Annotated in this window: 23 protein-coding genes; 14 read left to right on the forward strand and 9 right to left on the reverse strand. The window is 69.0% G+C overall.

The annotated features are described in order from the left end of the window. The 3 genes from AB0K02_RS25595 to AB0K02_RS25605 form a co-directional block, all read left to right on the forward strand. The coding region (locus tag AB0K02_RS25595; protein WP_365994866.1) for a PLP-dependent transferase at positions 1-658 on the forward strand (658 nt) is incomplete at its 5' end. Between the two features lie 251 nt (positions 659-909). Further along, positions 910-1800, forward strand: a complete 891-nt coding sequence (locus AB0K02_RS25600) for a LysR family transcriptional regulator (protein WP_365994867.1) — start codon at positions 910-912, stop codon at positions 1798-1800. Positions 1801-1862: 62 nt separating this feature from the next. Further along, positions 1863-2342 (forward strand): NUDIX hydrolase, encoded by a 480-nt coding sequence (locus tag AB0K02_RS25605; RefSeq protein WP_177149290.1) that lies wholly within the window; start codon positions 1863-1865, stop codon positions 2340-2342. Positions 2343-2370: 28 nt separating this feature from the next. Here the strand turns inward: AB0K02_RS25605 and AB0K02_RS25610 are convergent, their stop codons facing one another. Further along, entirely contained in the window at positions 2371-4167 is a 1797-nt protein-coding gene (locus tag AB0K02_RS25610) for a globin domain-containing protein (RefSeq protein WP_365994868.1), read from the reverse strand. A gap of 524 nt (positions 4168-4691) precedes the next feature. On the opposite strand from AB0K02_RS25610, the gene AB0K02_RS25615 reads away from it, so the two are divergent. The 4 genes from AB0K02_RS25615 to AB0K02_RS25630 all read left to right on the forward strand — a co-directional run bounded on the left by AB0K02_RS25615 (position 4692) and on the right by AB0K02_RS25630 (position 7179). Next, entirely contained in the window at positions 4692-5237 is a 546-nt protein-coding gene (locus AB0K02_RS25615; protein WP_365994869.1) for a DUF2269 domain-containing protein, read from the forward strand. A gap of 4 nt (positions 5238-5241) precedes the next feature. Continuing rightward, the gene (locus AB0K02_RS25620; RefSeq protein WP_365994870.1) at positions 5242-6096 is read left to right on the forward strand and encodes a GNAT family N-acetyltransferase; all 855 of its coding nucleotides are present in this window, start codon (positions 5242-5244) and stop codon (positions 6094-6096) included. A gap of 161 nt (positions 6097-6257) precedes the next feature. Then, positions 6258-6716, forward strand: coding sequence for a MarR family transcriptional regulator (locus AB0K02_RS25625; RefSeq protein WP_365994871.1), 459 nt, complete (start codon positions 6258-6260; stop codon positions 6714-6716). Positions 6717-6726: 10 nt separating this feature from the next. After that, positions 6727-7179 carry a GNAT family N-acetyltransferase gene (locus AB0K02_RS25630; protein WP_365994872.1) on the forward strand — a complete coding sequence of 151 codons (453 nt, stop codon included), beginning with the start codon at positions 6727-6729 and terminating at the stop codon, positions 7177-7179. An 86-nt stretch (positions 7180-7265) separates the two neighbouring features. Here AB0K02_RS25630 and AB0K02_RS25635 read toward each other — a convergent pair whose 3' ends face one another. After that, positions 7266-8642 carry a serine hydrolase domain-containing protein gene (locus tag AB0K02_RS25635; RefSeq protein WP_365994873.1) on the reverse strand — a complete coding sequence of 459 codons (1377 nt, stop codon included), beginning with the start codon at positions 8640-8642 and terminating at the stop codon, positions 7266-7268. Positions 8643-8840: 198 nt separating this feature from the next. On the opposite strand from AB0K02_RS25635, the gene AB0K02_RS25640 reads away from it, so the two are divergent. Continuing rightward, positions 8841-9224 (forward strand): VOC family protein, encoded by a 384-nt coding sequence (locus AB0K02_RS25640; RefSeq protein WP_365994874.1) that lies wholly within the window; start codon positions 8841-8843, stop codon positions 9222-9224. Between the two features lie 133 nt (positions 9225-9357). On the opposite strand, the gene dnaB is transcribed toward AB0K02_RS25640, so the two are convergent. Beyond that, positions 9358-10830, reverse strand: coding sequence for a replicative DNA helicase (dnaB, locus tag AB0K02_RS25645; RefSeq protein WP_365994875.1), 1473 nt, complete (start codon positions 10828-10830; stop codon positions 9358-9360). 425 nt (positions 10831-11255) lie between these two features. Between dnaB and AB0K02_RS25650 the strand changes: the two genes are divergently transcribed. Beyond that, on the forward strand, positions 11256-12593 hold the full coding sequence (locus tag AB0K02_RS25650) for an MATE family efflux transporter (RefSeq protein ID WP_365994876.1): 1338 nt from the start codon (positions 11256-11258) through the stop codon (positions 12591-12593). Positions 12594-12730: 137 nt separating this feature from the next. On the opposite strand, the gene rplI is transcribed toward AB0K02_RS25650, so the two are convergent. The 4 genes from rplI to rpsF all read right to left on the reverse strand — a co-directional run bounded on the left by rplI (position 12731) and on the right by rpsF (position 14426). After that, complete coding sequence (rplI, locus tag AB0K02_RS25655) at positions 12731-13177, reverse strand: 50S ribosomal protein L9 (RefSeq protein WP_365994877.1); 447 nt, start codon at positions 13175-13177, stop codon at positions 12731-12733. 18 nt (positions 13178-13195) lie between these two features. Then, on the reverse strand, positions 13196-13432 hold the full coding sequence (gene rpsR, locus AB0K02_RS25660) for a 30S ribosomal protein S18 (RefSeq protein WP_005315025.1): 237 nt from the start codon (positions 13430-13432) through the stop codon (positions 13196-13198). 43 nt (positions 13433-13475) lie between these two features. Further along, positions 13476-14060: a single-stranded DNA-binding protein gene (locus AB0K02_RS25665; RefSeq protein ID WP_365994878.1), complete on the reverse strand. Its 585-nt coding sequence runs from the start codon at positions 14058-14060 to the stop codon at positions 13476-13478. A 75-nt stretch (positions 14061-14135) separates the two neighbouring features. Continuing rightward, entirely contained in the window at positions 14136-14426 is a 291-nt protein-coding gene (rpsF, locus tag AB0K02_RS25670) for a 30S ribosomal protein S6 (protein ID WP_004950685.1), read from the reverse strand. A 271-nt stretch (positions 14427-14697) separates the two neighbouring features. Between rpsF and AB0K02_RS25675 the strand changes: the two genes are divergently transcribed. From AB0K02_RS25675 to AB0K02_RS25685, 3 genes are all read left to right on the forward strand, one after another. Continuing rightward, positions 14698-15012, forward strand: a complete 315-nt coding sequence (locus AB0K02_RS25675) for a hypothetical protein (protein WP_365994879.1) — start codon at positions 14698-14700, stop codon at positions 15010-15012. Positions 15013-15153: 141 nt separating this feature from the next. Further along, on the forward strand, positions 15154-16272 hold the full coding sequence (locus tag AB0K02_RS25680) for a peptidoglycan bridge formation glycyltransferase FemA/FemB family protein (protein WP_365994880.1): 1119 nt from the start codon (positions 15154-15156) through the stop codon (positions 16270-16272). A gap of 91 nt (positions 16273-16363) precedes the next feature. Further along, positions 16364-17395 (forward strand): alanine racemase, encoded by a 1032-nt coding sequence (locus AB0K02_RS25685; protein WP_365994881.1) that lies wholly within the window; start codon positions 16364-16366, stop codon positions 17393-17395. Between the two features lie 73 nt (positions 17396-17468). On the opposite strand, the gene AB0K02_RS25690 is transcribed toward AB0K02_RS25685, so the two are convergent. Beyond that, positions 17469-19040, reverse strand: coding sequence for a glycosyltransferase 87 family protein (locus AB0K02_RS25690; RefSeq protein WP_365994882.1), 1572 nt, complete (start codon positions 19038-19040; stop codon positions 17469-17471). 125 nt (positions 19041-19165) lie between these two features. Next, a complete protein-coding gene (locus tag AB0K02_RS25695; RefSeq protein ID WP_365994883.1) occupies positions 19166-21841 on the reverse strand; it encodes a transglycosylase domain-containing protein in 2676 nt (891 codons plus the stop codon). A 372-nt stretch (positions 21842-22213) separates the two neighbouring features. On the opposite strand from AB0K02_RS25695, the gene AB0K02_RS25700 reads away from it, so the two are divergent. Together AB0K02_RS25700 and AB0K02_RS25705 are read left to right on the forward strand one after the other, a co-directional pair. Further along, a complete protein-coding gene (locus tag AB0K02_RS25700) occupies positions 22214-22930 on the forward strand; it encodes a helix-turn-helix transcriptional regulator (protein WP_365994884.1) in 717 nt (238 codons plus the stop codon). A 59-nt stretch (positions 22931-22989) separates the two neighbouring features. Further along, a complete protein-coding gene (locus tag AB0K02_RS25705) occupies positions 22990-24072 on the forward strand; it encodes an inositol-3-phosphate synthase (protein WP_365994885.1) in 1083 nt (360 codons plus the stop codon). The last annotated feature ends 10 nt before the right edge of the window (positions 24073-24082 follow it).

A 24082-nucleotide genomic window follows, 5' to 3' on the forward strand; every position in this document is an offset into this window, starting at 1 on the left:
GCGCCTGACCGAGGCCGCGCACGCCGTCGGCGCGCTCGTCGCCGTCGACAACACGCTCGCCACCCCGCTCGGGCAGCGGCCGCTGGACCTCGGCGCCGACTTCTCGGTGGCGAGCGACACCAAGGGCATGACGGGGCACGGCGACCTCCTGCTCGGTCATGTGACCTGCCGCGACACCGCCCTGGCGGCGGGCGTGCGACGCTGGCGGAAGATCGTCGGGGCCATTCCGGGCCCGATGGAGGCCTGGCTCGCCCACCGTTCGCTCGCCACCCTGCACCTGCGCGCCGACCGGCAGTGCGCGAACGCCCTGGCGCTCGCGCAGGCCCTCGGCACCAGGCCGGAGGTGACCGGCCTGCGCTACCCGGGACTGGCCACCGACCCCTCGCACGACATCGCGTCCCGGCAGATGCGGCGCTTCGGGTGCGTGGTCTCCTTCGTTCTGCCCGACCGCGCGCACGCGGAGCGCTTCCTGGGCGGACTGCGGCTCGTCGACGACGCCACCAGCTTCGGCGGGGTGCGCTCCACGGCCGAGCGGCGGGGGCGCTGGGGCGGGGACGCCGTCCCCGAGGGATTCGTCCGCTTCTCCGCCGGCGCGGAGGACTCCCAGGACCTGGTGCCCGACGTGCTGCGGGCGCTGGACGAGGCGGCCGCCCGCTGACGGCCCTGGCCAGGCGCTCCGGACGCCCGGCCCGGCCGGACGGACACCGTGGACGACCGGCCGGCTTCGGTGAACGGTCCGAGCCTCCCCCCTCGCGACTCGGACCGTTCCGGTTCCTGCGCGCCGAGAACCGTTGCGTTCAAGGCTAGTTGACTGTGCGTCAGTGTCCAATCACGCTGACGACAGATACCTATCGACTTATTTATAGTTGGCCGGGTTCGGGCGCAACGTCGGATCAGGAGGGACATGGCATGGATCTGGCCCTGCTGCGCACCTTCGTCACTGTGCACCGGGCCGGTTCCTTCACCCGCGCCGCGGCGCTGCTCGGCCTGTCCCAGCCGGCCGTCACCGGCCAGATACGCACGCTCGAACGACAGCTCGGCCGCCCTCTGTTCCTGCGCCGGGCCCGCGGTGTCACCCCGACCACCATCGGAGACGAGCTCGCCCACCGGGCCGCCCCGCATCTGGACGCCCTCCTGGAGATCGCCGAGGCCGGACTCGACGACGAGTCGCCGGCCCGCACGATCCACCTCGCCGGACCGCCCGAGTTCACCGCCCTGCGCGCCCTGCCCGCCCTCACCCCGCTGATCGGCCGGGGCCTCGCTCTGCGCACCTCGTTCGGCAACGCCGAGGAGACCCTCGAAGGTCTCGCCGCCGGCCACCACGACGTCGCCATCGCCACCACGCGGCCCCGTGGACGGCTGCTGACCTCGACCGCCCTGTGCGACGAGGAGCACGTCCTCGTCGCCGCCCCTCGGTGGGCGGCCCAGCTGGGACCGGACGTGCTCCGCAAGGGCCCTGCGGTCCTCGCGCAGCTGCCGGTCGTGGAGGTGCACGAGTCCCTGCCCCTCGTATCCCGCTACTGGCACGCCGTCTTCGACTCCCCTCCGGCCGACGCCGGCGCTGTCATCGCACCGGACCTGCGCGCGGTCCTGGAGGCCGCCGCCGCCGGCGCGGGCCTCGCCGTCCTGCCCCGCTACCTGTGCGAGGACGCGCTCGGGCACGGCCGGGTCGTCACGCTCCTCGACCCTCCCGTGCCCCCGCTGCGCACGTACTTCCTCGTCATACGCACCGGGACACTGGCCCACCCCCATGTCGCGCGGGCCCATGAGGAGCTGCTGCGCGCGGCTGAAGGCTGGTGAGGCGCGGCTCGCGAGGGGCCCGGAGGAGTTTCAGAAGCGGCGACATGGGCCACTCTCTTGCCATGACCGAACGACCAGTGGTCAAGCGCACCGCACGCGCCATTCTGCTCGACGGGAACGACCTCGTCCTGATCAAGCGCACCAAGCCCGGTGTCGACCCCTACTGGCTCACGCCGGGCGGAGGCGTCGAGCCGGAGGACGCCACCGTCGTCGACGCCCTTCATCGTGAGGTCCACGAGGAGCTCGGGGCCAAGATCACTGACGTGGTGCCGTGCTTCGTGGACACGGTCGAGCACATCGCCGACGGCGGCGTGACCGGAGTGAAGGTGCAGCACTTCTTCGTCTGCCGCCTGGAGTCCATGGACCCCTCGCTGCGGCACGGTCCGGAGGTCGACGAGCCCTGCGGGGAGTACGAGATCGTACGCGTCCCGTTCAGCAGGGTCGGGATCGCCGCCGTCCACCTGGTGCCGCTCTCCCTGCGCCACTACCTGGACGGCAACATCGAGGGCGTCCGGGCGATGCACGCACCCGATCTGGGCTGACGCCCACGACGGCGCCGCGTCGCGTCGCCTAGTCGGCCGCCGCCACGAGTTCTTCCAGGGAATCGTGGCGGATCCGGTCGTACGGGATGCCGATGCCGCGGAGCGCGTGCACACCGCTGCGGATCATCCCGGGCGGCCCGGAGATATAGGCGTCGAAGCCGTGCCACGGCCCGTACCGGCCGAGGTCCCGCACGGCCGAGGGGAACTCCGCGCGGTCGTCGACCACCGGGCGGACCGACAGCCAGGGGTGCGTCTGCTGCAGCCGGAGCATGGTGTCGATGTCGTACAGGTCGTGGTCGGAGCGCGCCCCGTAGAAGACCTCGACGGTGCGCCGCTCGCCATGGGTGGCCACGTCCTCGACGAGCGCCTTGATGGGCGCTATGCCGGTGCCGCCGCCAAGGCAGAGCAGACCGTTGTCGGTGGTGTGGTCGACCGTCATCGACCCGGCGGGCGGTCCGAGCCGCAGCACGTCCCCGGGTCTGGCGTGGTGGACCAGGGCGTTGGAGACCCAGCCCGCCGGCACGGCCTTGACGTGGAAGGACAGCAGCCCGTCGGGGCGGGGGGCGCCGGCGAAGGAGTAGTGCCGCCAGATCCTGGGCCACCAGGGCGTCTCCAGGCTCGTGTACTGCCCGGCGAGGAACTTGTACGGCTGGTCCGGACGGACCGTGATGATCGCGATGTCCGGGGTCCGCAGGTCGTGCGAGACGACCTCGGCATCCCACCAGGCAGGGGCGTGCTGCTCGTCCTCGGCCGCCGCGTCGATCATGATCTGGGAGATCGTCGTGTATGTGCGCACCCAGGCCGCCTCGGTCTCGGCGTCCCACGTGGTCGTCGCGTACCGCGTCAGGGCGCCGAGCAGGGCCTCACCGACGGCCGGGTAGTGGGCGGGCTGTGTCCCGTACTTGCGGTGGCCGCGGCCGAGGTTGCGGAGGTAGTCCGTCAGCACCGCCGCGTTGTCCATGTGCTCGGCCGCGGTCAGCAGCGCCTTGAGCAGCCGGTCGCGCTGGGTGTCCATGGCGACCGGGAACAGGGACCGCAGCTCGGGATGGCGGACGAAGAGCAGGGCGTAGAAGTACGAGGTGACCTGGTCGGCCACGGGCGCGATCTCGGCCATGCTCCGGCGGATCAGCACGGCGTCGGGGGACGCGGAGGACTCGGCGGGCGCGGAGTCATGGGGCTGCCCGGCCGGGTCGGCGTGGTCCTTACCGGAGGCATGGGCGTCGTGGGCCGCGGGGGCGGCATCAGGTGCGGCAGCGTGGTGCGTGCGCTGGGAAGGGATGCCCTGGGCCGTACCCGGCGCCGGCACGTCGCTCGTGCCAAAGGGCGCCTGCCGGGCCGGGATGTCCTTCGGTTCCGGTGCCCCATGGGCCGGATCGTGGCCGGCGGCGGGCCGGGAGTGCTCGGGCTCGGCGTCAGGTGCGGATGCGCCCGGGGCATCGGCCCCGGATGCGGTGCCCGGTGCGGCGGCCGGGTCCTGGTCCGGCTCCGCGGCCGCTGTCGGCCGCTCGGTATCGGGCTCTTCGGGGGGTGTCGACGGTACGTCCCGTACGACCGACAGCCGCGGCCGGTTGCGGCGGGACGAACCGGAACCGACCGGGCGTATCGCCGACACAGGGCGCGTCGGAACGGCCGTGGGCCGGCTCGGCCCGCCGTCCTCCGCCCGGCCGTCCTGCCCTTCCCGGCCAGGTCGCGAGTCAGTGGGTGCACCCTCGACCCCGGTCGCCCCACCGGGCCGTGCCGGTTGCCTGCGAGGGGTGAACCAACCGCCTCCGCTGTTGTCGCCTGACCCGCCGTTGTCGGCCGACCTGCTGGCCGGAGCTTCCATGGTGTGCCTCGCCTCGAACATCTTCCGGTCGGTTCACGCACGCCCGTCAGCAGGAACGTGCCGCACTTACCTGCGCTGTCCAGCACTGCCGCAACTCGTCCTTGCCACGGCCGTGCTCTGTATCAGGACGAGTTACCTCCGATGAAGACTCTGTCGGGACGCCCACTGTCGCAGCATGGCAGTCGATTCCCGGAACTGGGACAAAGAGCCGAAAGTCCGGGCAGCCGAACCCCTTTTCCCATTAGGCTCCAATGCCCCCATGTCTCTGCATCCGGATCGTCCGGAGCTCCTGCCCTCCCACTCCTGGTGCGCCCCGGATGGACTCCCGGGTCCCGCGGAGATGGAACCACCGTATGCAAGACACCCGTCCAGGCCAACCCCGGACTCTGCACAGACCCGGTCCGCGATCTTCACGCCGTACGCGCCGTTCATACGTCCGTGGGCTCGTGTACGCCGACGCCAGTACCCACGGTTACTCCCGCTGTCGGACGACCGGCACACGGCTGCCCGGCACTGTGTTTCACGTGAAACCACTCAAGCGCCCCGTCCGCCGGGGAATCCTTGTCGTCCATGTCGCCGCATCCGCGGGCTGGCTCGGGCTCACTCTCGGCCTGCTCGCGCTTGCACTCACTGCCTTCACCACCGGCTCAGTACCGGCGATCGAGGCCTCCTACCTCTCCATGAAGGTCTTCACCGACTGGCTCGTACTTACGCTCGCCTTCCTCACGCTCTTCAGCGGCCTCGTCCTGTCCCTCGGGACGAAGTGGGGCCTCGCCCGCCACTGGTGGGTCTTCATCAAGTTCTGGCTGACGCTGGCGACGACCACCGCTTCGGTCCTCGCCCTTCGGCCAGGCGTCAACGAGGCTGCCGGGAGTGTCGCTTCGGGTGCCGTGGTCGCCGATCCGCGTGACCTCGTGATGGGGCCCGCCGTGTCACTGGCGGCCTACCTCTTCATGACGGTGATTTCGGTACTGAAGCCGTGGGGAACCACCCGGCGTGGTCGCAGCGGGCGGGGCGTCGTCACTTCCCCTAAAGCGGTGGACGGAGGATCAGTGCGTCAGACAGCCTGACCCCATGTCGACTCCGCTCTCCGAGCTGCCCATCAGGCGCCTGACCATCGATGACCTCGTCTCGTGTGCCGACCTCTCCGAGGACCGCGGCTGGCCACGCGAGGATCACAAGTGGGGTCTGCTGCTGACGGCCGGCACCGGGTACGGGATCGACGATCCGGCGGGCAAGGGACTGGTGGCCGCCTGCGTGCTGACGTCGTACGGCCCCGGGCTCGCCGCGATCGGCATGGTGCTCGTCGCCGAGCGATTCGCCCGTCAGGGCATCGGGCGCCGACTGATGAAGCATGTACTGGCAGAGGCCGGGGAGACTCCCCTGACTCTTCACGCCACTCCCCATGGGCAGCCGCTCTACGAGGAACTGGGCTTCGTCACCACCGGTCGGGCGGAGATGGTCCGGGGTCACTTCACCGCCACCGACCCGGCTGCCACAGTGCCGACCCGTCCGGCGACAGCGGAAGACATGCCCGCGCTGGTACGCCTGGACGCCGAGGTCTTCGGCGTGGACCGGACCCACATGATCACCCGCCTCCCGGCCTTCGCCGACCAGCTCCGGGTGGCGGAGCAGGACGGCGCGCTGACCGGATACGCGGCTGCCTGGCCGAACATGGCGACCCACGTCGTCGGCCCCCTGATCGCCAAGGACACCGATACGGCAAAGGCCCTGATCACCTCACTCGCGGCGAACACGGACCGCCCGCTGCGCACGGACATCGATGTGCGCCACGAGCATCTGCTCACCTGGGTGAAGTCACAGGGCCTGGAGCCGGTCGCCTTCAACGCGGTGATGACCTATGCCATCCCGGCGCTGCCGGGCGACTGGACCCGCCGGTTCGCACCGCTGACCGTCGCGGCGGGCTGAGGATCGTCCCCTCCCACTGCGACGGCAGTACGTCATCCGCCGACGCCGGGATGCAGCCCAGCCAGGAATTACTTGCAACCGCTCAATAATTGCAAGCGCGGACTATTGCACTCATCGTCTACCCTGAGAGGGAGCCCCGAACGGCACCGAGGAGGAGACAGATGACTGCGACCGACCCCGCCCTCACAGCCCTCGCACAGGGTTGGTGCGCCCTCTCGCTGCTGCACGGAAAGATCGAGGCGCACATCGAGCGGGCTCTGGAGTCCCGGCACGGGCTGAGCATGCGCGAGTTCTCGCTGCTCGACGTGCTCAGCCGACAGCACAACGGGCCGGGCGGGCATCTGCAGATGAAGCAGGTCTCCGACGCTGTCGTTCTCAGCCAGAGCGCCACGACCCGGCTGGTCACCCGCCTCGAGGACCGTGGACTGCTGACCCGCTACCTCTGTGACACGGACCGCCGTGGCATCTACACCGATGTCACCGAAGCCGGTCTGGCTCTGCTCGCCGAGGCGCGACCGACGAACGACACCGCTCTGCGCGAGGCGCTCGACGAAGCCGCCAAGAATCCCGAGCTCGCTCCGCTCGTCAAGACCGTCGAAGAGCTGCGGGTCCCCGCGTAGTCTGCGGATCATGAGTGATCTGCACATACGCCGGGCGGTCGCCGAGGACATCCCGGCCATCGTGGCGCTGCTCGCCGACGACCCGCTGGGCACGCAGCGCGAGTCGCCCGACGACCTCGCTCCGTACATCACCGCGTTCGAGCGACTGGCCGCCGACCCCCACCAGCACCCGATCGTCGCCGTCCGGGACGGCCAAGTCGTCGGCACACTCCAGCTGACGATCATCCCTGGCCTCTCCCGGCGTGGCACGACCCGCTCGATCATCGAGGCCGTACGGATCCATGCCGACGAGCGCGGCAGCGGGCTGGGCACCCGGCTCATCGAGTGGGCCGTCGAGGAGTCCCGCGGCTTGGGCTGCCAACTGGTCCAGCTCACGTCCGACGCCACCCGAACCGATGCCCACCGCTTCTATGAGCGCCTCGGTTTCGAGCCCTCCCACATCGGGTTCAAGTTGACCCTCTGAGCACAGGAGGCGCTGCCCGCCCGGCGGTGAGAACGGGCCGACCCGTCTGGCATGGGTCGGCCCGTTTCACGTGAAACGTCCAGGGATCAGAGCCCGCGCCATCCGTCCTCGTCCACACCACCGGGCACCGCGTCGCCCTGTTCGTAGGGCTCACGCGTGAACACGAACGATCCGAGGTCCAGGTGGCTCACCGATCCGTCCTCACGGCGGACCACCGTGAGCGTCTCCCCTGCGAAGTAGCCGTCCAGCCCCGTCCACTCCCCCTTGGGCCCGGCCACGAAGCGAGACCGCCGGCCGCCCCCGCGCAGAGGCTCCAGGTCGACACCGCGATCGCCGACAAGGCGCAGCGCGTAGGCGTAGGTACCCCAATACCAGGGACCTGTGAGGTTCAGCAGCTCCTGGTCGACGTCGGGCAGCGGTCGCCATGGCGCGGGCATCCGGGGCTCGGCATCCGCCACGATGCGTACGAGATCGGCGGCTACGGTGCTCACGAGCGGCCCTGACGTCACATTGGCCAGCGCCACGGCGGCGACGCCGTCCTCCACGCTCACCCACAGCCCTGCGAGAAACCCCGGTAGGGAGCCCGAGTGCCCGACGAGTGTGCGCCCCTCGTTGCGGACGATCTGCATGCCCAGGCCATAGGTGCTGTTCCAGTCTCCGGCCTCTGCGGGCACCGACGGGATGCGCATCTCGCGCACGGAGGCAGCCCTCAGCACCCGGTCGTCACCCTCGGCGAGGAACCAGGCGAAACGACAGAGGTCCGTCGCGGTCGACCACAACTGTCCGGCGGGGGCCATCAGTCCCAGATCCTCGACGGGCTCGGGAAGCATGACATCGGCCCACGGATGGACGGCCCAGCCGCCCGCGTGCGGCGCTCGCGGCTGCGCGCTCGTCCGGGTCAGCCCCAGCGGGTCGAGGATCTCCATCTGGAGGGCCTGCTCCCACGGAACGCCGCGTACGGCTTCGACGAGTGATCCGAGAAGCGTGTAGCCAGGGTTGGAATAGTGGTGCCGACGGCCGGGAGGGTGCATCCGTGTCTGGTCGCCGAGGACATCGGCGAGTTCGGGGCGCAGAGTGCCGGGAGTCCGTTCCCACCAGGGTGCCGGAGACTCGGCGCTCAACCCCGCGCTGTGACCGAGAAGCTGAGCGATGGTCACTTCTCCGACATCCGTGGCGGGCAGATGCTTCTCCAGCGGATCGCTCAGATCCAGCAGCCCCTCGTCACGCAGCCGCATCACGAGAACCGCGGTAAAGGTCTTGGTGATCGAGCCGATGCGGTACTGCGTATCGGCGTCGGGTGCGTGTCCGTCGACGCAGGTACGCGCGCCTGTCCACACCGGACGGCCGTCCCTCAGCACGGCTCCGACGAGAGAGGGGGCGCGTCCCTCGCTCTGCGCTACGGCGATGCGGTGCAGGAGCGCCCTGCGGGTGGTGGGGAGCAGCTCTTCCCGGGATGAGGTCATGCAGCAGGTCTATCGGTGCACGGGCGCTCCGTCGACCCGATTAAGCGGGTCCACAAGGGCATTGAGGCAGTGGTGCTCACTCCGCATGCAGGCCATGGTGCCGTTGAACCCCTGCCGGTACGCCGCCTGTTCCGGCCCCACGTGCCGACCGAGCAGGACCTCTGACAGCTCTCGGGTTGTCTACGTACACTCCCGGGCATGGCATGCCGCATCAGTGAGCTGGTCCTCGACTGCGCCGATCCCGAACGGCTCGCCGCATTCTGGAGCGAGGTCCTCGGCTACGTCGAACTCGGCCGGGAGGACGACGGAAGCATCGAGATCGGGCCGCCCGACGCCGGCTTCGGCGGCCCGCAGCCCATCCTCATCCTCAGCCCCAGCAGCGACCCGCCGACCGGGAAACTCCGACTGCACATCGACGTCAACGCCACCGACCGCGACCAGGACGCGGAGCTGGAGCGGCTGCTCGCTCTCGGCGCCAAGCCCGTCGACGTCGGCCAGACCGGCACCGAGAACTGGCACGTCCTGGCCGACCCGGAGGGCAACGTCTTCTGCCTCCTGCACGCCCGGCTCCAGCCCCTCTGACCAGGTACGCCCTGACGCCAGGCCGTCCGGTCGTTCGAGTGGGGCCGGGCGGTTGCCCGTCGGTGTCAGCGCACGCATGTGCCGACATCCGAGCTGGATCAGAACACCACGTCTGAGGCCGTGCAACGGCGCATCACGTCTGAGCCATGTCCACGAAGCGCGAGTAGTGGCCCTGGAACGCCACCGTGATCGTGGCCGTCGGGCCGTTACGGTGCTTCGCCACGATCAGGTCCGCCTCGCCCGCGCGCGGGGACTCCTTCTCGTACGCGTCCTCGCGGTGCAACAGGATGACCATGTCGGCGTCCTGCTCGATCGAACCTGATTCACGCAGGTCCGAAACCATCGGCTTCTTGTCCGTGCGCTGCTCGGGGCCACGGTTCAGCTGGGAGAGCGCGATCACCGGGATCTCCAGCTCCTTGGCCAGGAGCTTGAGGTTTCGCGACATGTCCGAGACCTCCTGCTGGCGGCTCTCGGCTCGCTTGGAGCCACCCGACTGCATCAGCTGGAGGTAGTCGATGACCACCAGCTTCAGGTCGTTGCGCTGCTTCAGGCGGCGGCACTTGGCACGGATCTCCATCATCGACAGGTTGGGCGAGTCGTCGATGTAGAGCGGGGCCTGGGACACGTCGGGCATCCGGCGCGCCAGGCGGGTCCAGTCCTCGTCCGTCATCGTCCCGGAGCGCATGTGATGGAGCGCCACACGGGCCTCTGCCGACAGCAGACGCATCGCGATCTCGTTGCGCCCCATTTCGAGGGAGAAGATCACGCTGGGCAGGTTGTTCTTGATCGAGGCCGCACGCGCGAAGTCCAGGGCCAGAGTCGACTTGCCCATCGCGGGACGGGCGGCGATGACGATCATCTGGCCCGGGTGCAGGCCGTTCGTCAGGGAATCGAAGTCCGTGAAGCCCGTGGGCACACCGGTCATCTCACCGCTGCGCGAGCCGATCGCCTCGATCTCGTCGAGAGCGCCCTCCATGATGTCGCCGAGCGGCAGGTAGTCCTCACTGGTCCGCTGCTCGGTGACGGCATAGATCTCGGCCTGGGCGGAGTTGACGATTTCGTCCACGTCGCCGTCGGCCGCGTATCCCATCTGCGTGATCTTGGTGCCGGCCTCCACGAGCCTGCGCAGCACCGCCCGCTCATGGACGATCTCGGCGTAGTACGACGCGTTGGCCGCGGTCGGCACCGACTGGACCAGCGTGTGCAGATAGGGGGCCCCGCCGACGCGGGTGATCTCCCCACGCTTGACCAGCTCTGCCGCGACCGTGATCGGGTCGGCCGGCTCACCCTTGGCATAGAGGTCGAGGATCGCCTGGAAGACGGTCTCGTGCGCCGGCCGGTAGAAGTCGTGGCCCTTGATGATCTCGACCACGTCGGCGATGGCGTCCTTCGACAGCAGCATGCCGCCGAGAACGGACTGCTCGGCGTCGAGGTCCTGCGGAGGCACCCGCTCGAAGCCGGGACCGCTGTCCCAGCCGGTGCTCTCCCGGCCGCGGTCGTGCTGGTCCTCACGGCGGGTGTCGCTGCCGCGGCGGCGGGAGGCGGGAAGCCGGTCACTGGGACTCTCGGCCGCCCACGGGTCGTCCAAGGGCTCGGAAATGCTCACCCGCGGCCACCTCCTCCCGTCCGCTCCGCGGACCTTTGCCGTGGCACTCTTTCTACGGCACGACACTGACAAAACGAGTCGCCTGACTCCGCTTGCGCGCGTCGGGCGACGGTCCACGGTAGGCCCGTCGGCACCGTCAGCCAATCTGGTTATCCACAGGCCCTGTGGACGAGCGACCAGATGCTGTGGAGAAGTCTTCTGAACCTGTGCACGGACCGGGGGACAGCACTGTGGACAAACTCGCACCCAGCCCACCACATGACCTCTGAGCTGGTCTTTTTCCGTCCACTGGCTGTGGGGGAGAAAAACTTTCGCCACCGGACCAAGATCAGAACAAACGACGCACGGGGTGACGGCCGGACCCGTGAGTGGTAAGGGACACATGCGCATTGCATCTCTTACCTGTGGACGATTAGATTGGGGCCATGACCCAGGCCTCCGTGACCCCCAAGGTGCGCCGTCGACGCCATGACCGAGAGATCATCGCGCTCGCCGTCCCCGCCTTCGGCGCCCTGGTCGCCGAGCCCCTGTTCGTGATGGTCGACAGCGCCGTCGTGGGCCACCTCGGCACGCCCCAGCTCGCCGGTCTCGGCGTCGCGGCTGCCCTGCTCATGACGGCCGTCAGTGTCTTCGTGTTCCTGGCGTACGCCACCACCGCCGCCGTTGCCCGCCGTGTCGGCGCAGGCGACCTTCCCTCGGCGATCCGTCAGGGGATGGACGGCATCTGGCTCGCGCTCTTCCTGGGAATCGCCGTCGTAGCGGTGACCCTCCCGACCGCCCCCTCGCTGGTGGATCTCTTCGGCGCATCACAGACGGCGGCGCCGCATGCGATCACCTACCTGCGCATTTCCAGCCTTGGCATACCGGCCATGCTGATCGTGCTCGCGGCGACCGGTGTCCTGCGGGGCCTCCAGGACACGCGGACACCGCTCTATGTGGCGATCGGCGGATTCACGGCCAACGCAGCACTGAACGCAGGACTGGTGTACGGCGCCGGGCTGGGCATCGCCGGCTCCGCATGGGGCACCGTCGCCGCCCAGTGCGGGATGGCCGTCGCGTACCTCGTCGTCGTCGTGCGCGGAGCCCGTGAGCACGGTTCCTCGCTCCGCCCCGACGCGGCCGGGATCAGGGCGAGTGCCCAGGCCGGCGTCCCTCTGCTGGTCCGCACGCTCTCACTGCGGGCGGTCCTGATGATCGCCACGGCAGTGGCAGCCCGCCTCGGCGACACCGACATCGCGGCACACCAAGTCGTTCTGTCGCTCTGGAGTCTGCTGGCCTTCGCCCTCGATGCCATCGCGATCGCCGGGCAGGCCATCATCGGGCGCTACCTCGGTGCGAACGATGCCGAGGGAGCACGGCAGGCCTGCCGCCGCATGGTGGAGTGGGGAATCGCCGCGGGCGTGATCCTGGGCATCCTGGTCGTGGTCTCGCGCCCGCTGTTCATCCCTCTGTTCACCGGCGATCAGGCGGTCCGGGACACGCTTCTTCCCGCGCTTCTCGTCGTAGCGGTCTCCCAGCCGATCGCGGGAGTGGTCTTCGTCCTGGACGGGGTGCTGATGGGGGCGGGGGACGGCCCGTATCTCGCCTGGGCCATGCTCGTCACCCTCGCGGTGTTCGCGCCCGTGGCCCTTCTGGTGCCCGCCGTCGGCGGCGGCCTCACCGCGCTGTGGTGGGCCATGACCCTGATGATGACCGTGCGGCTGCTGACGCTGTGGTGGCGGGCCCGGTCCGGACGCTGGATCGTGACCGGCGCGACGCGCTGACGTTTCACGTGAAACATCCGGTAGGGCACGCGGTACCGCGCTGCAGACAACCGTGATCGCACCACCGCGCCGGACCGACAGAAGGGCCGCACCCCCGAGGGGTGCGGCCCTTCCTACCGCTCAGTCGAGCGCGCTGATCAGGCGGCGACAACCTCGACGCCGAGCTGCGCGGCAACCTCGGGGTGCAGACGCACGGACACCTGGTGCGAGCCCAGGGTCTTGATCGGCGAACCGAGCTCGACGCGACGCTTGTCGACCTCCGGACCACCGGCAGCCTTGATCGCCGAAGCGATGTCGGCCGGGGTGACGGAACCGAACAGGCGGCCGGCCTCGCCGGAGCGAACAGCCAGGCGCACCTTCACGGCCTCGAGCTGGCCCTTGACGGAGTTCGCCTGCTCGATGGTCGCGATCTCGTGGATCTTGCGGGCGCGGCGGATCTGCGCCACGTCCTTCTCGCCACCCTTGGTCCAGCGGATCGCGAAACCGCGCGGGACCAGGTAGTTGCGAGCGTAGCCGTCCTTGACGTCGACGACGTCGCCTGCGGCGCCGAGGCCGGAGACCTCGTGGGTGAGGATGATCTTCATGTCTCGGTCACCCTTCCCTTATCGCGCGGTGGACGTGTAGGGCAGCAGCGCCATCTCACGGCTGTTCTTGACGGCCGTGGCGACGTCACGCTGGTGCTGCGTGCAGTTGCCGGTCACGCGGCGGGCACGGATCTTGCCACGGTCGGAAATGAACTTCCGCAGCATGTTCGTGTCCTTGTAGTCCACGTACGCGGTCTTGTCCTTGCAGAACGCGCAGACCTTCTTCTTAGGCTTGCGCACAGGCGGCTTCGCCATGGTGATTCTCCTGTGTGATCAAGAAGTGGGGGTACGAGCTGCCCTAGAAGGGAGGCTCGTCCGAGTAGCCGCCGCCGGAACCGCCGGAGCTTCCGCCCCAGCCGCCGCCCCCGCCCTGCTGGCCGCCGCCGGCCGGCGCGCTCGTGGCCCAGGGGTCGTCGGCGGGTGCACCGCCGCCGCCCTGCTGCTGGCCACCACCGGGGCCGCCGCCCCAGCCGCCGCCGCCCTGCTGGCCGCCGCCGTAACCACCCTGGCCGCCGCGACCGGTGGTCTTGGTGACCTTGGCCGTGGCGTTCTTGAGGCTGGGGCCGACTTCCTCGACGTCCAGCTCGAAGACCGTGCGCTTGACGCCCTCGCGGTCCTCGTAGGACCGCTGCTTCAGGCGGCCCTGCACGACGACGCGCATGCCGCGCTGGAGCGACTCGGCGACGTTCTCCGCCGCCTGCCGCCAGACCGAGCAGGTCAGGAACAGGCTCTCGCCGTCCTTCCACTCGTTGGTCTGCCGGTCGAAGGTGCGGGGAGTGGACGCGACGCGGAACTTCGCGACCGCCGCACCGGACGGGGTGAAGCGCAGCTCGGGGTCGTCGACGAGATTGCCGACGACCGTGATGACGGTCTCGCCTGCCATTGGGGGTACCTCTCGGCGGGGATTGCTTCTGGCTGCTTGCTGCTACTCGAACCCGATGACCTCTGAGCTAGGTGCTCAGTGGGTCTCGGGACGGAGGACCTTGGTCCGGAGGACCGACTCGTTCAGGTTCATCTGGCGGTCGAGCTCCTTGACGACCGCAGGCTCGGCCTGCAGGTCGATGACCGAGTAGATGCCCTCGGGCTTCTTCTTGATCTCGTAAGCGAGACGACGACGGCCCCAGGTGTCGACCTTCTCCACCTTTCCGTTGCCCTCACGGACGACGGAGAGGAAGTTCTCGATCAGCGGGGAGACAGCGCGCTCCTCGAGATCGGGGTCGAGGATGACCATCACCTCGTAGTGACGCATGTGGAACCCACCTCCTTTGGACTCAGCGGCCACGGTCGTTCCGTGGCAGGAGGGTCGTGATGCGTGAGCAACGGTATCGGCCGCCACTGACAATCCCGGCTCGACGAGCGGAGATCGCGTCCTGGCCTGGGCAGACACCGGTGCAGACCGTACAGAGTACCTGCACCCCGGCTTCCGGTTGAAATCCGGTGGCGGATGGCCGCAATCTGTACACATCGGGTGCGCGCGGCGCTACCATGCGCCGCCTTCCGGCACAGCCAGGAGGTGCCTCATGGCACATGCAATGCGACGTCAGTCCCCCGCCTCTCTCCTCGCCACGGACGGCAAGCCACATCCGCTTCAGGACACCCTGATGGCGGTGACGCTGGTGCTCGGTGCCATCGCGTTCATCACGGCGATGTTCCACCACCTCCACCTGCTGAGCTCGTGGACGGGCCTCATCGGAATCGTCACGGGCGCGTACGGCCAGTTCATCTCGGCGACCACACGCGAGCGGTTCCTGCTGATCATCGGCCTCGGAGCGTCGGCCGTGGGCTTCTTCCTCGGCATGGCGCACGGCGGCCTCTTCGGCGGAGTCCTCGGCTGACGCACAGCGCACCGGGAGCGGGCCGCGACCGGCCCGCTCTTGCGTACAGCCATTCGGAGCGCCTCCTCGGACCAGTAGGCTTCGGCGCGAGAGCCGGAGCCCCTGTACCCATGGGGACACACCTGCCGAGGAGCGCCCCGCATGAGCCTGACCCTGAGGACCATCAGTCGTGAGCAGCATCTGGCCTACATCCAGAGCCTGCCCTCGGCGAGTCACTGCCAGGTCCCGGCGTGGGCGGACGTGAAGACCGAGTGGCGCTCGGAGAACCTGGGCTGGTTCGACAAGAGCGGCGACCTGGTCGGCGTCGGCCTGGTGCTCTACCGCCAGCTGCCCAAGATCAAGCGGTATCTCGCGTATCTCCCCGAGGGCCCGGTCATCAACTGGTACGCCCCGAACCTGGACGACTGGCTGCAGCCGATGCTGGCGCACCTCAAGAACCAGGGCGCCTTCTCGGTCAAGATGGGGCCGCCCGTCGTCATCCGCCGCTGGGACGCCCCCGCGATCAAGGCCGGCATCCAGGACCCCGACGTCAAGCGCCTGCGCGATGTCGAGGCCACGCACATCGAGCCCCGGGCCTTCGAGGTCGCCGACCGCCTGCGCAAGATGGGCTGGCAGCAGGGCGAGGACGGCGGAGCCGGCTTCGGCGACGTGCAGCCGCGGTACGTCTACCAGGTGCCGCTGGCCAACCGGTCGCTGGACGACGTCCTCAAGGGCTTCAACCAGCTGTGGCGCCGCAACATCAAGAAGGCCGAGAAGGCCGGCGTCGAGGTGGTCCAGGGCCGCTACGAGGACCTCGCCGAGTGGCAGCGCCTGTACGAGATCACCGCCGAGCGGGACCGCTTCCGGCCGCGCCCGCTGTCGTACTTCCAGCGCATGTGGACCGTCCTCAACAACGAGGACCCCAACCGCATGCGCCTGTACTTCGCCCGGCACAACGGCGTGAACCTGTCCGCGGCCACCATGCTCGTCGTCGGCGGACACGTCTGGTACTCCTACGGAGCCTCCGACAACATCGGGCGCGAGGTCCGGCCCTCGAACGCGATGCAGTGGCGGATGCTGCGCGACGCCTACGCCATGGGCGCGACCGTCTACGACCTCCGGGGCATCAGCGACTCGCTCGACGAGACGGATCACCTCTTCGGCCTGATCCAGTTCAAGGTCGGCACCGGTGGCGAGGCCGTCGAGTACGTCGGCGAGTGGGACTTCCCGCTGAACAAGCTGCTCCACAAGGCGCTGGACATCTACATGTCGCGCCGCTGAGGACGCCGCTGACCGCTCCGGCGGCGCGAAGGACTCCGTAATCTCGTACCTGTCTTTGATACGCAGCCACCAGAAAGGTTCCGGGCCGGTCATGGCGCTCTCCCTCTACGTCGACATCGCGCGCTGGCGGGCGCACCAGAAGTCCGTGATCGACCAGTTCCCGGGACTGGTCCCGGTCTGCAAGGGCAACGGCTACGGCTTCGGCCACGAGCGCCTCTCCGACGAGGCGGCCCGCTTCGGCGCCGACATGCTCGCGGTCGGCACGACGTACGAGGCCGCGCGGATCAAGGACTGGTTCGGCGGCGACCTGCTGGTCCTCACACCCTTCCGGCGCGGTGAGGAGCCGGTGCCGCTGCCCGACCGGGTGATCCGTTCGGTGTCCTCGGTGGACGGTGTGCACGCCCTGGTCGGGGCACGGGTCGTCATCGAGTGCATGAGCTCGATGAAGCGCCACGGCATCACCGAGCAGGAGCTCGGCCATCTGCACGCCGCGATCGAGGACGTGCGGCTCGAGGGCTTCGCGCTGCACCTGCCGCTGGACCGCACGGACGGCTCCGACGCAGTCGAGGAGGTCATCGGCTGGATGGACCGGCTGCGTGCCGCCCGCCTGCCGCTGCACACGATGTTCGTCAGCCACCTGCGGGCCGACGAACAGGCCCGGCTGCAGCAGCAGTTCCCGCAGACCCGCTTCCGCGCCCGGATCGGCACCCGTCTGTGGCTCGGCGACCACGAGGCGACCCAGTACCGCGGGGCGGTCCTGGACGTGACGCGCGTCTCCAAGGGCGACCGTTTCGGCTACCGGCAGCAGAAGGCCGCGTCCGACGGCTGGCTCGTCGTCGTCGCCGGCGGCACGTCGCACGGTGTGGGGCTGGAGGCGCCCAAGGCGATGCACGGCGTGATGCCGCGCGCCAAGGGCGTGGCCCGTGCCGGCCTCGCGACGGTCAACCGCAACCTGTCGCCGTTCGTGTGGGCGGGCAAGCAGCGCTGGTTCGCCGAACCGCCGCACATGCAGGTCTCGATCCTGTTCGTGCCGGCGGACGCCGAGGAGCCCAGGGTCGGCGACGAGCTCGTCGCCCATCTGCGGCACACGACCACGCAGTTCGACCGCCTCGTCGACCGGTAGGCAAGGACGCCCGGTCGTCGACCGGGAGGGCGCTCGGCGCTGCCTGCCGCCGGACGCGGATTCCGCGAGGCCGTCAGGCGGACGGCTGAGCCCCTTGGCCCTGCCCCGTCCTGGCGGGCTCCATCCCCCATTCCACCCGCGGCCCCTCCACGGTCTGCGCGGCATGCCGTCGCCGCCGGGCCGAACGCCCCAGGGCGAACACGTCCTCGGCCCCGTCGAGCACTCCGCCGGACGGGTCGTCCGAGCCGTCGGTCCGCACCCCGTCGCGTTCGGGCATGAGGATGTCCCGCACGATGACCGCGCACAGGTAGAGCGTGCCCAGCAGGTGCAGGGCGATCGCGAGCTGGTAGCCCTCGGGCGGCAGCCCCTGGTGCTTCTCGCTGGTGGTGTACGCGAGGTACATCCAGATGCCGAGGAAGTACATGACCTCGCAGGCCTGCCAGACGAGGAAGTCCCGCCAGCGCGGACGGGCGAGCGCCGCAAGCGGGATCAGCCACAGGACGTACTGCGGTGAGTAGACCTTGTTGGTGAGGACGAACACGGCGACGACCAGGAACGCCAGTTGCGCGAACCGGGGCCTGCGCGGTGCGGTGAGAGTCAGCAGGGCGATACCGGCGCACGCGACGATCGTCAGGAGCATCGCGTACGTGTTGACCGTCTCCGCCTCGATCGAGCGACCGGTGCGCTGAGTGATGATCAGCCAGAACGAACCGAAGTCGACCGGTCGCTCCTGGCTGAAGGTGTAGAACTTCTTCCACCCCTCCGGCGCCAGCAGCATGACGGGCACGTTGACCACGAGCCACGCCGCCACGGCCCCGAAGGCCGTCGTGAGGAACTCGCGCCACCTGCCCGCGCGCCAGCACAGCACCAGCAGCGGCCCGAGGAGCAGGAACGGGTAGAACTTGGCGGCCGTCGCCAGGCCGATGAGGACGCCTGCGGCGAGCACCCTGCTGCGCGACCACATGAGCATCGCCGAGGCCGTCAGGGCCACCGCGAGCAGGTCCCAGTTGATCGTGGCCGTCAGCGCGAAGGCGGGTGCCAGCGCCACCAGCAGCGCGTCCCACGGACGGCGGCGGTGTGTGCGGGCGACGCACACGGCGATGACGGCCGCGCAGACCAGCAGCATTCCCGCGTTGATCAGCCAGTACAGCTGCTCGCGCTGCATCATGTCGTCGCCCGACAGCCCGAGCCAGGAGGCGGCATCGGCGACCCAGGAGGCGACCTGCATGAACAGGCCCGTCAGCACCGGGTATTCGAGGTACTCCATGTCGCCGGGCAGCCGGTCGAAGTACGGAAGGCGCCCATCGGCGAAGCCACGGCCGAGATACAGGTGCGGGATGTCCGAGTAGCAGGCATGGGTGTACTGCGAACTGGTGCCCCTGAACCAGGCCCAGTTGTAGCAGGGCAGCTTCTGCACCATGCCGAGCGCGAACATGCCGATCGCCACCAAGGCGATGACGCGCACGGGTGTGAGCGGGCCGTTGCCGCCGCGCCGGGCCCAGCGGCCCGCGGGGCCACCGATCAGCTCGCTGCCGGCCGCGGCGATCCTGTCACGCCGTGTGGGGCGCACGTCAGGACTGTCCCGCCGTGCGGGCAGGGCGCCGCGGCGGTCCTCGTACACGCTCGTCTCCTCTGCGCTGGGCATGGTGCACATCCTGCCGTAAGGAGCCGGGGACACGACGAGGGCCGCCGTTTCCGGCGGGCACAGGCACGAAGCGCTGCGCTTGCCGGTACGGCGGCCCTCGATGGGTGCCGGCCTACGTGCGGCGGCTACTCGGTTCCGTCGGAGCCTCCGATGAAGCCTCCGCCGTTGCCTCCGCCGTTGCCGTTGCCTCCGCCGCCCGTGTCGGTACCGGTCGAGGTCGTCGGGCTCGACGTGATCCCGCCGTTGGTCCCGCCCTGGTCAGTGCCGGCGTCGGTGCCGCCGGTGGGATCGCAGGTCCAGTCCTCCCACGGGTTGCACGACTCCGTGGGGCGGCCGGGGCTCTTCGAGGGGCTCTCGGAGGGGCTCGGCGACGGCGACGGGGACGGGCTCGAGGACGGGCTGCTGCTCGGCGTCGGCTTGGGGCTGACCGCGCCGCCGCCCCAGACGGCCTCGGCGTCGAGCTCCTCCGGCTCGTCGAACTCCACGATCTTGGCGCCCTTGAGCGCCTGGGACATGTACGTCTGCCAGATCTCGGACGGGAACGACGAACCGTGGATCGTGTCCCGGTCACCGGTGCCGTACATCTTCAGGAATTCGCGCTTCTTGCCGCTCTTCTCGTTGTCGTCGAGGCGGTACATGTCGATGGCGGTCGACAGCTGCGGGGTGTAGCCGACGAACCACGCGGACTTGTTGTCGTCGGTGGTACCCGTCTTGCCGGCGACCTGACGGCCGGGAAGGCGCGCGTTCTTACCCGTGCCCTCGTCGTCGTCGACGACATCGCGGAGCACGTCCGTCACATTGGTGGCGACGGCCTTGGTGAAGGCCGTCTCGGCCTTGTCCTCGTGCTTGTAGATCGTCTTGCCCTGGTGCTCGACGGACGTCACGGAGTACGGGTCGCGCTGCTTTCCGTTGGCCGCGAAGGTGCCGTACGCGCCCGCCATGCGGATCGCGCTGGGGTCCGAGATTCCGAGGGAGAACGAGGGGACGTCCGACTTGACCAGGCTGGACTCCAGCAGGCCGGCGTCGACGGCCGCCTTTCGCACCTGCGGGATGCCGATGTCCATGCCGAGCTGCACGAACGGCGAGTTGGCCGAGTGGATCATGGCTTCGCGCAGGCTGATGTTCTTGAACGACTCGTCACCGTCGTTGCGCTGCAGCCACTCCTTGCCCTCCTCGTTGCGCCAGACCGAACCGTCGTAGTTCTTGATCTTGAGCTTGTTGGCACCGTTGTACCGGCTCTTGTCGGGGTCGACGATGGTGCGCTGGCTGGGCCCCTGCTCGCTCTCGCCTTCGGGGTCGCGCACGCCGTCCCGCATCGCGGCGGCCAGCACGAAGGGCTTGAACGTCGATCCGACCTGGGCACCGGTCGCGTCGGCGTTGTTCGTGAAGTGCTTCGTCGCGTCGGTACCGCCGTAGATCGCGACGATCTTGCCGGTCTCCGGCTCCACGGAGGCGCCGCCGAACTGGACGTGGGTGTCCGTGTCCGGCCGCTTCTCCGGGTCGATGTGCTTCTTGTAGATGTTCTTGATGGTGGCCTCGAGCGCCTGGACCTTCTTCTTGTCGAAGGTCGTGTGGATCTCGTAGCCGCCCTGCGCCAGCTTGTTGGCGGTCATGCCCTCGTACTTGTTGAGGAAGTTGGCCTTGGCCAGGTCCACCAGGTAGCCGATCTGCCCGCCCAGCTGGGCGTTCTTCTTCGGCTTCTGGGGGTCCGGGAACTCGGTGTACGTGGCGCGCTCCCCGGCGTCCAGGCGGCCGTCCTTGACCATCTCGTCGAGGATCCAGCGCCAGCGCTTCTCGGCCCGCTCCCGGTTGGCCTCAGCCGTCGCCTTCGCGTCGATCTCCGTGGCGCCGGCCGGGTCGTAGTACGTCGCGCCCTTGAGAAGCGAGGCGAGGAACGCGCACTCGCTGGCGTTCAGCTTCTCCGCGTCCTTGTTGTAGTACGTGCGCGCCGCGGCCTGGATGCCGTAGGCACCCCGCCCGTAGTAGGAGGTGTTCAGATAGCCCTGCATGATGTCGGGCTTGTCCATCTCGCTGTCGATCTTGATGGCGATGAACAGCTCCTGGACCTTACGGCTCAGGGTCTGGTCCTGGTCGTCGAGCCGCGCGTTCTTCACATACTGCTGGGTGATCGTGGAGCCACCCTGGGTCTCCTGGCCACGGGCCATGTTGAACACGGCGCGGGTGATACCCATCGGGTCGATGCCCGAGTCCTTCTCGAACGTCTTGTTCTCCGCCGAGATCACTGCGTCCTGCATCGCCCGCGGGATCTGGTCGATGCCGATGATCTGGCGGTTGACCTCGCCCCCCGTGGCGGCCATCTGGGAGCCGTCGGCCCAGTAGTAGACGTTGTTCTGGGCCGTGGCCGCCTCCGCCTCCTTGGGGATGGCGACCGTGCTGTACGCGAGGGCCGCGGCCACGGTCAGCAGCCCGAGGAAGCCGATGCACAGTCCCGCGACGAGCTTCCAGGAGGGCATCCAGCGACGCCATCCGTACTTGTCGTGCCGCGGGTAGTCGATCAGCCGCTTCTTGCCGGCTCCGGCTCCGGCGGCACCGCGGCGCGCGGCCCTGCCGCCCGCCCCCGACTCGTCCACGCGCCGGCGACCACCGCCCCGCTGGGCGGCGCGCCGGGCCTCGGCTCTGCCACCGTAGGGACGCTCCTCCCCGTGAGAAGCGGAAGGGGAGGCTGACGTGGCACCCCTTCCGGGTGCTGCACGGCGCCCAGAGGACTGCTGGGCGGCGCGTCGGGCCGCGGCGCGCCCGCCACCCTGCGGCTGCGGCGGTTTGCGTCGGTGCTCGCTCATCGAACGACTACTCCTCGGGCAGGCGAGACGCCTGGAAGCGGCAGTTGAGTTCCGGTCCCCCCGAAATGGATACGGCCGAGCTCTCGGGAGAGCTCGTCCGCTGTGCATCCACGGCGATGACGCACAAGGGCGTCACATGGTTCCCGGTGGTCTGCATGCCGCACAGACTACGCACGGTCAAAACCCACCGAGGGGCGAAGTTCACCCCATATCAGGCAACTCACCGCCGACGAATTGGTGATGTGACGCCGCTCACGAAGGCACCCCTTGTCCCATGCGAGACGCCGCTCTATCGTGCTGATGTATCGAATCGATACATCAGCACGACACATCGGAACGGCATACGGGCACCGACGGGCGAGGGAGGCGGCAGTGAGCAGACGCTCAGGCATCCTCGAGTTCGCCGTCCTCGGCCTGCTCCGCGAAGCCCCGATGCACGGGTACGAGCTGCGCAAGCGGCTCAACACCTCGCTGGGAATCTTCCGGGCCTTCAGCTACGGAACCCTCTACCCCTGCCTCAAGACGCTCGTCGCCAACGGCTGGTTGATCGAGGAACCGGGAAACGCACCCGAGGACGCCCTCGCCGCATCGCTGGCGGGGCGCCGCGCCAAGATCGTCTACCGGCTGACGGCCGAAGGTAAGGAGCACTTCGAGGAGCTGCTCTCGCACACCGGCCCGGACACCTGGGAGGACGAGCACTTCGCAGCCCGTTTCGCCTTCTTCGGACAGACGGAGCGCGAGGTGCGGATGCGAGTCCTGGAGGGACGCCGCAGCCGGCTGGAGGAGCGCCTGGAGAAGATGCGCGCCTCTCTCGCCCGCACCCGCGAGCGCCTCGACGACTACACGCTCGAACTGCAGCGGCACGGCATGGAGTCCGTGGAACGCGAAGTGCGCTGGCTGAACGAGCTCATCGAGAGCGAGCGGGCGGGGCGGGATCAGCGACGGCCCTTCCCCGAGAGCACCGCTCAGCAGGACAACACATCTGGAGCGACGGGCGGCCTGCCCCGGCACCAGGGCGACGAGTCATCCGGAGGGACCCCTCCCGACAGCTCCACCCCGCCGGATCCGTCCGACGACACCGCCAAGTGAAGCCCCGCGCTCCGCAGGGTTTCATCCGGAATACCGAGATCACACAGGGAGCAACCGGAATGGGTTCGGTTCGCGTAGCCATCGTCGGCGTGGGCAACTGCGCCGCCTCGCTGGTGCAGGGCGTCGAGTACTACAAGGACGCCGACCCGGCAGGCAAGGTGCCGGGTCTCATGCACGTCCAGTTCGGCGAGTACCACGTTCGTGACGTCGAGTTCGTGGCCGCCTTCGACGTGGACGCCAAGAAGGTCGGCCTCGACCTCGCCGACGCCATCGGTGCCAGCGAGAACAACACCATCAAGATCTGCGACGTGCCGTCGACCGGCGTCACCGTGCAGCGCGGTCACACCCTGGACGGTCTGGGCAAGTACTACCGCCAGACGATCGAGGAGTCCGCCGAGGCCCCGGTCGACGTCGTCCAGGTCCTCAAGGACAGGCAGGTCGACGTCCTGGTCTGCTACCTGCCCGTCGGTTCCGAGGACGCGGCGAAGTTCTACGCGCAGTGCGCCATCGACGCCAAGGTCGCGTTCGTCAACGCGCTCCCGGTCTTCATCGCCGGCACCAAGGAGTGGGCGGACAAGTTCACCGAGGCCGGTGTCCCGATCGTCGGCGACGACATCAAGTCGCAGGTCGGCGCCACCATCACGCACCGCGTGATGGCGAAGCTCTTCGAGGACCGGGGCGTCATCCTGGACCGCACGATGCAGCTGAACGTCGGCGGCAACATGGACTTCAAGAACATGCTCGAGCGCGAGCGCCTGGAGTCCAAGAAGATCTCGAAGACGCAGGCCGTCACCTCGCAGATCCCGGACCGCGAGCTGGGCGAGAAGAACGTCCACATCGGCCCGTCGGACTACGTGGCCTGGCTGGACGACCGCAAGTGGGCGTACGTGCGTCTCGAGGGCCGCGCCTTCGGTGACGTCCCGCTGAACCTCGAGTACAAGCTCGAAGTGTGGGACTCCCCGAACTCCGCGGGTGTCATCATCGACGCCCTGCGCGCCGCGAAGATCGCCAAGGACCGGGGCATCGGCGGCCCGATCCTCTCCGCGTCCTCGTACTTCATGAAGTCCCCGCCGGTCCAGTACTTCGACGACCAGGCTCGCGAGAACGTCGAGAAGTTCATCAAGGGCGAGGTCGAGCGCTAAACGTTCGTCC

The sequence above is a fragment of the Streptomyces sp. NPDC049597 genome, assembly GCF_040675505.1.
Classification (GTDB): domain Bacteria; phylum Actinomycetota; class Actinomycetes; order Streptomycetales; family Streptomycetaceae; genus Streptomyces.

Excerpts from the sequence above, each read along its gene's own strand:
- AB0K02_RS25600 (WP_365994867.1), top strand. The coding sequence starts at position 910 with ATGGATCTGGCCCTGCTGCGCACCTTCGTCACTGTGCACCGGGCCGGT.
- AB0K02_RS25605 (WP_177149290.1), top strand. The coding sequence starts at position 1,863 with ATGACCGAACGACCAGTGGTCAAGCGCACCGCACGCGCCATTCTGCTC.
- AB0K02_RS25610 (WP_365994868.1), bottom strand. The coding sequence starts at position 4,167 with ATGGAAGCTCCGGCCAGCAGGTCGGCCGACAACGGCGGGTCAGGCGAC.
- AB0K02_RS25620 (WP_365994870.1), top strand. The coding sequence starts at position 5,242 with ATGTCGACTCCGCTCTCCGAGCTGCCCATCAGGCGCCTGACCATCGAT.
- AB0K02_RS25625 (WP_365994871.1), top strand. The coding sequence starts at position 6,258 with ATGACTGCGACCGACCCCGCCCTCACAGCCCTCGCACAGGGTTGGTGC.
- AB0K02_RS25630 (WP_365994872.1), top strand. The coding sequence starts at position 6,727 with ATGAGTGATCTGCACATACGCCGGGCGGTCGCCGAGGACATCCCGGCC.
- AB0K02_RS25635 (WP_365994873.1), bottom strand. The coding sequence starts at position 8,642 with ATGACCTCATCCCGGGAAGAGCTGCTCCCCACCACCCGCAGGGCGCTC.
- AB0K02_RS25640 (WP_365994874.1), top strand. The coding sequence starts at position 8,841 with ATGGCATGCCGCATCAGTGAGCTGGTCCTCGACTGCGCCGATCCCGAA.
- AB0K02_RS25650 (WP_365994876.1), top strand. The coding sequence starts at position 11,256 with ATGACCCAGGCCTCCGTGACCCCCAAGGTGCGCCGTCGACGCCATGAC.
- rplI (WP_365994877.1), bottom strand. The coding sequence starts at position 13,177 with ATGAAGATCATCCTCACCCACGAGGTCTCCGGCCTCGGCGCCGCAGGC.
- rpsR (WP_005315025.1), bottom strand. The coding sequence starts at position 13,432 with ATGGCGAAGCCGCCTGTGCGCAAGCCTAAGAAGAAGGTCTGCGCGTTC.
- AB0K02_RS25665 (WP_365994878.1), bottom strand. The coding sequence starts at position 14,060 with ATGGCAGGCGAGACCGTCATCACGGTCGTCGGCAATCTCGTCGACGAC.
- rpsF (WP_004950685.1), bottom strand. The coding sequence starts at position 14,426 with ATGCGTCACTACGAGGTGATGGTCATCCTCGACCCCGATCTCGAGGAG.
- AB0K02_RS25675 (WP_365994879.1), top strand. The coding sequence starts at position 14,698 with ATGGCACATGCAATGCGACGTCAGTCCCCCGCCTCTCTCCTCGCCACG.
- AB0K02_RS25680 (WP_365994880.1), top strand. The coding sequence starts at position 15,154 with ATGAGCCTGACCCTGAGGACCATCAGTCGTGAGCAGCATCTGGCCTAC.
- AB0K02_RS25685 (WP_365994881.1), top strand. The coding sequence starts at position 16,364 with ATGGCGCTCTCCCTCTACGTCGACATCGCGCGCTGGCGGGCGCACCAG.
- AB0K02_RS25690 (WP_365994882.1), bottom strand. The coding sequence starts at position 19,040 with ATGCCCAGCGCAGAGGAGACGAGCGTGTACGAGGACCGCCGCGGCGCC.
- AB0K02_RS25695 (WP_365994883.1), bottom strand. The coding sequence starts at position 21,841 with ATGAGCGAGCACCGACGCAAACCGCCGCAGCCGCAGGGTGGCGGGCGC.
- AB0K02_RS25705 (WP_365994885.1), top strand. The coding sequence starts at position 22,990 with ATGGGTTCGGTTCGCGTAGCCATCGTCGGCGTGGGCAACTGCGCCGCC.